This window comes from Synechococcus sp. GEYO (assembly GCF_900473955.1).
GTDB lineage: Bacteria > Cyanobacteriota > Cyanobacteriia > PCC-6307 > Cyanobiaceae > Synechococcus_C.
In genome coordinates this window covers 1-5,981 of sequence record NZ_UCNL01000012.1, presented here as the reverse complement: position 1 = coordinate 5,981, position 5,981 = coordinate 1, and the positions used below count along the sequence as shown (strand labels likewise).

The window sequence follows — 5,981 nt, the reverse complement described above, 5'->3', positions numbered from 1 at the left end:
CGATCAGTTGCGTTAGGGGATGTTTGTGAGTTATGTTTTTGGACTGCGCGGCAGGCGGAAGCCTGGAGCGCAGCCACTGAGCATGAAGAGCGCGAGCTTGTAATGTTTAGGGGTGCTTACAAGGCCAAGAGGGAGAGATCCCACGGTGTTGTAGGTTTCACAAGCGGTCGCGAGACCGCACCGCCAACCGCTTCTGAGAGGAAGCGCGACGGCAGAACCTGGACAATCGAAAAGTTTAGGAACTGACGCTTTCATCGCGTCGAGTTTCGGTTGCTGAGCTGAAAGGTTTGGTAATTGAGCTTGATGATATAGCGATGTAAGTGTGAGGTCCCGTCAACAATTTTTAGTTGCAAAGAAGCAACGTGCTTACAAGATTGAAAGTTTTCACGAGCTTTTGATGTTGTCGGTGTGCACGTTGTGGAGCAACGACCGGATCTGAGATCCTGGAAAGTCACGAGGGAGAGATTCTAAGTGCACTCTTAAGAACCCTTCTGTCAGAGGAAGGTGGTTTTAACTGCAATCAGTGCGCCAGTGCTGATGAGTGGGTAAAGCAAGTCAAGTTGAAGAGGTGAAAGCCTTTAAGAGGACTTGATCTACAACGGAGAGTTTGATCCTGGCTCAGGATGAACGCTGGCGGCGTGCTTAACACATGCAAGTCGAACGAACCTTCGGGTTAGTGGCGGACGGGTGAGTAACGCGTGGGAATCTGCCCTCAGGAGGGGGATAACGGCTGGAAACGGCCGCTAATACCCCATATGCCGAGAGGTGAAATGAATTTCGCCTGAGGATGAGCCCGCGTCTGATTAGCTAGTTGGTGAGGTAAGAGCTCACCAAGGCATCGATCAGTAGCTGGTCTGAGAGGATGATCAGCCACACTGGGACTGAGACACGGCCCAGACTCCTACGGGAGGCAGCAGTGGGGAATTTTCCGCAATGGGCGAAAGCCTGACGGAGCAACGCCGCGTGAGGGATGAAGGCCTCTGGGCTGTAAACCTCTTTTCTCAAGGAAGAAGATCTGACGGTACTTGAGGAATAAGCCACGGCTAATTCCGTGCCAGCAGCCGCGGTAATACGGGAGTGGCAAGCGTTATCCGGAATTATTGGGCGTAAAGCGTCCGCAGGCGGCCTTTCAAGTCTGCTGTTAAAACGTGGAGCTTAACTCCATCATGGCAGTGGAAACTGTTGGGCTTGAGTGTGGTAGGGGCAGAGGGAATTCCCGGTGTAGCGGTGAAATGCGTAGATATCGGGAAGAACACCAGTGGCGAAGGCGCTCTGCTGGGCCATAACTGACGCTCATGGACGAAAGCCAGGGGAGCGAAAGGGATTAGATACCCCTGTAGTCCTGGCCGTAAACGATGAACACTAGGTGTCGGGGGAATCGACCCCCTCGGTGTCGTAGCCAACGCGTTAAGTGTTCCGCCTGGGGAGTACGCACGCAAGTGTGAAACTCAAAGGAATTGACGGGGGCCCGCACAAGCGGTGGAGTATGTGGTTTAATTCGATGCAACGCGAAGAACCTTACCAGGGTTTGACATCCTGCGAATCTCTTGGAAACGAGAGAGTGCCCTCGGGAACGCAGTGACAGGTGGTGCATGGCTGTCGTCAGCTCGTGTCGTGAGATGTTGGGTTAAGTCCCGCAACGAGCGCAACCCACGTCTTTAGTTGCCAGCATTTAGTTGGGCACTCTAGAGAGACCGCCGGTGATAAACCGGAGGAAGGTGTGGATGACGTCAAGTCATCATGCCCCTTACATCCTGGGCTACACACGTACTACAATGCTACGGACAAAGAGCAGCAAGTTCGCGAGGACAAGCAAATCTCATAAACCGTGGCTCAGTTCAGATCGTAGGCTGCAACTCGCCTACGTGAAGGAGGAATCGCTAGTAATCGCAGGTCAGCATACTGCGGTGAATACGTTCCCGGGCCTTGTACACACCGCCCGTCACACCATGGAAGTTGGCCACGCCCGAAGCCGTTACTCCAACCCTTGTGGAGGAGGACGTCGAAGGTGGGGCTGATGACTGGGGTGAAGTCGTAACAAGGTAGCCGTACCGGAAGGTGCGGCTGGATCACCTCCTAACAGGGAGACAAACAATGATTTTGATGTCTGAGTACTTAATTCTTAGGCCGAAATCCTGTCACCTTAGGTCGATCGGTACCTCAATTTTGAAGTCAAGAATGCATAGCAATATGTATTGCTTGATGGAAATTTTCAGTTCCTAAACTTTGTCTAGGTCACATCCCACAAGGGTTGAGTCTTCCTGGGCCATTAGCTCAGGTGGTTAGAGCGCACCCCTGATAAGGGTGAGGTCCCTGGTTCAAGTCCAGGATGGCCCATTCGGTGTTGGGGGTTTAGCTCAGTTGGTAGAGCGCCTGCTTTGCAAGCAGGATGTCAGGAGTTCGAGTCTCCTAACCTCCACTGATCGAACTCAATCTCCATCTTCTGAATGATGGAAGGTGAACTCGAATGTGATGTGATTTAGATGTGTCCGCTGGCATGACCCCAGCTTCCTGTCATTCCGAAATGACGTGAATTATCACGATCTTTTGGTTGATAAGATGCTGGGCTCGAACTGTTTAAGCAGTTTGATGTCTAGCAGAACCTTGACAACTGCATAGGAAAAAGTCTGTAAGAATAAAGCATCTCTCATGGATGCATCATTCTTTTTAGGATGATGTCAATTCTTGAGCAAGAGCCGAGACTCCATAACGTTCTTCTAATTGTGTCGAGCAATTGGGAGTTTGATGATTGATTCAGCAATGAATCGTTCAGAATCTGTTTCAACAACAGCAAGCGTTTTGGAGATTAAATGGTCAAGCTACAAAGAGCTCACGGCGGATACCTTGGCACACAGAGGCGATGAAGGACGTGGTTACCTGCGATAAGTCTCGGGGAGCTGGAAACACGCTTTGATCCGGGAATTTCCGAATGGGGCAACCCTTAGAACGGCCAGCTGAATCCATAGGCTGGCACGAGCCAACCCAGCGAACTGAAACATCTTAGTAGCTGGAGGAAAGGAAAGTAAAAACGACTCCCTGAGTAGCGGCGAGCGAACGGGGAAGAGCCTAAACCGATGGTTTCGACCATCGGGGTTGTGGGACAGCAATGTGGAAAAGGGATGTTAGTGGAAGTGTTTGAAAGACACGCCAAAGAAGGTGAAAGCCCCGTACACGAAAACTGAACTGACCTAGCTGTATCCCGAGTAGCACGGAGCACGTGAAATTCCGTGTGAATCCGCGAGGACCACCTCGTAAGGCTAAGTACTACTGTGTGACCGATAGCGAAACAGTACCGCGAGGGAAAGGTGAAAAGAACCCCGGGAGGGGAGTGAAATAGAACATGAAACCGTGAGCTTACAAGCAATGGGAGCCCGACTTATCGGGTGACCGTGTGCCTGTTGAAGAATGAGCCGGCGACTTATAGGTACTGGCGGGTTAAACCGGAAATGGTGGAGCCATAGCGAAAGCGAGTCTGAATAGGGCGTTTGTCAGTATTTATAGACCCGAACCCGGGTGATCTAACCATGGCCAGGATGAAGCTTGGGTGATACCAAGTGGAGGTCCCAACCAACTGACGTTGAAAAGTCACTGGATGAGCTGTGGTTAGCGGTGAAATGCCAATCGAACCCGGAGCTAGCTGGTTCTCCCCGAAATACGTTGAGGCGTAGCGTCTCGTGCTCCAGCAGGGGGGTAAAGCCACCATTTCGGTGCGGGCTGCGAGAGCGGTACCAAATCGAGATGAACTCTGAATACCCTGTGTGTAGCGAGGCAGTCAGACTGTGGGGGATAAGCTCCATGGTCGAGAGGGAAACAGCCCAGACCGCCAGCTAAGGTCCCCAAATCAACGCTAAGTGATAAAGGAGGTGGGATTGCCCAGACAACCAGGAGGTTTGCCTAGAAGCAGCCATCCTCAAAGGAGTGCGTAATAGCTCACTGGTCGAGCGATCCTGCGCCGAAAATGAACGGGGCTAAGCGTTGTACCGAAGCTGCGGATTTATGGTAGGGGAGCGTTCTATGTGGGGCGAAGCGTTAGCGTGAGCGGGCGTGGACTGCATGGAAGTGAGAATGTCGGCTTGAGTAGCGAAAACATGGGTGAGAATCCCATGCACCGAAACCCTAAGGGTTCCTCCGGCAGGCTCGTCCGCGGAGGGTTAGTCTGGTCCTAAGGTCAGGCCGAAAGGCGTAGTCGATGGATAACAGGTCAACATTCCTGTACCGGTTATGTTTTGGGAAGAGGGACGGAGAAGGCTAGCCGAGCCAGACGTTGGTTACTGGTTCAAGCGTTCGAGGCTATGAGGAGCGGCGAAAACGTTCCGAGCTGAGGCGTGAGTACGAGCTGCTACGGCAGCGAAGTCGGTGATGTCATGCTTCCAAGAAAAGCTCTATACCCGTTAAGGCATAACTGCCAGTACCCGAAACCGACACAGGTGGGGTGGTAGAGAATACCGAGGTGCGCGAGGTAACTCTCTCTAAGGAACTCGGCAAATTAGCCCCGTAACTTCGGGAGAAGGGGTGCCACCGCAAGGTGGTCGCAGTGAAAAGGCCCTGGCGACTGTTTACCAAAAACACAGGTCTCCGCTAAGTCGCAAGACGATGTATGGGGGCTGACGCCTGCCCAGTGCCGGAAGGTTAAGGAAGCCGGTCAGCGTAAGCGAAGCTGGCGACTGAAGCCCCGGTGAACGGCGGCCGTAACTATAACGGTCCTAAGGTAGCGAAATTCCTTGTCGGGTAAGTTCCGACCCGCACGAAAGGCGTAACGATCAGGGCGCTGTCTCGGAGAGAGGCTCGGCGAAATAGAATTGTCTGTGAAGATGCGGACTACATACACCCGGACAGAAAGACCCTATGAAGCTTTACTGTAGCTTGGTATTGTGCCCGGGCTCTGAATGCGCAGGATAGGTGGGAGACGTTGATCTAGTGCTCGTGGGTACTAGGGAGTCAATGGTGAGATACCACTCTTTCAGAGCTAGGGTTCTAACGTTCACCCGTTATCCGGGGAGCGGACAGTATCAGGTGGGCAGTTTGACTGGGGCGGTCGCCTCCTAAAAGGTAACGGAGGCGCACAAAGGTTTCCTCAGGCTGGTTGGAAATCAGCTGACGAGTGCAAAAGCAGAAGGAAGCTTGACTGTGAGACCTACAAGTCGAACAGGGACGAAAGTCGGTTTTAGTGATCCGACGGTTCTGAGTGGAAGGGCCGTCGCTCAACGGATAAAAGTTACTCTAGGGATAACAGGCTGATCTCCCCCAAGAGTTCACATCGACGGGGAGGTTTGGCACCTCGATGTCGGCTCATCGCAACCTGGGGCTGAAGTCGGTCCCAAGGGTTGGGCTGTTCGCCCATTAAAGCGGTACGCGAGCTGGGTTCAGAACGTCGTGAGACAGTTCGGTCCATATCCGGTGTATGCGTAGGAATATTGAGAGGATTTCTCCCTAGTACGAGAGGACCGGGAGGAACGCACCTCTGGTGTACCAGTTATCGTGCCAACGGTAAACGCTGGGTAGCCATGTGCGGAGTGGATAACCGCTGAAAGCATCTAAGTGGGAAGCCCACCTCAAGATGAGTATTCCCATGGGGTAACCCAGTAAGGTCACGGGAAGAACACCCGTTGATAGGCTCTACGTCGAAGTCCAGTAATGGATGCAGCGGAGGAGTACTAATAGACCGAGGGCTTGACCATGATTTGGTTCTTGCCTGAGGCGATGATTTATTCAATTCAGACGCATGATCAACGATGAAAGTTGTTGGTGATGTCCTATGCAGTTCTCAGGGTTCAACCTTGGGAATGTTTTCTATCCTGGTGTCCATAGCGTTGTGGAACCACTCCGATCCATCTCGAACTCGGTTGTGAAACGCAGCAGCGGCGACGATATTTGGGGGGTAGCCCCCTGAGAAAATAGCTCGATGCCAGGTAAAACATTTCTATCACGCATGTGATGCGAAGAAAGCCACCCTTGAGGGGTGGCTTTTTTTGTGCCCTGGC

Annotated in this window: 2 tRNA genes and 3 rRNA genes; all 5 read left to right on the top strand. The window is 52.5% G+C overall.

What is annotated here, in order from left to right:
* Positions 1-595 precede the first annotated feature (595 nt).
* The 5 genes from DXY37_RS11865 (at position 596) to rrf (ending at position 5,911) form a co-directional block, all read left to right on the top strand.
* Positions 596-2,080: ribosomal RNA gene (locus DXY37_RS11865) — 16S ribosomal RNA — on the top strand.
* A 183-nt stretch (positions 2,081-2,263) separates the two neighbouring features.
* Positions 2,264-2,337: transfer RNA gene (locus DXY37_RS11860), tRNA-Ile, on the top strand.
* Between the two features lie 9 nt (positions 2,338-2,346).
* A tRNA-Ala gene (locus DXY37_RS11855) sits at positions 2,347-2,419 on the top strand.
* 393 nt (positions 2,420-2,812) lie between these two features.
* Positions 2,813-5,678 (top strand): 23S ribosomal RNA (locus DXY37_RS11850).
* Between the two features lie 116 nt (positions 5,679-5,794).
* Positions 5,795-5,911, top strand: a 5S ribosomal RNA gene (gene rrf, locus DXY37_RS11845).
* The 16S, 23S and 5S rRNA genes sit together here with 2 tRNA genes alongside, the layout of an rRNA operon.
* Positions 5,912-5,981: the final 70 nt, after the last annotated feature.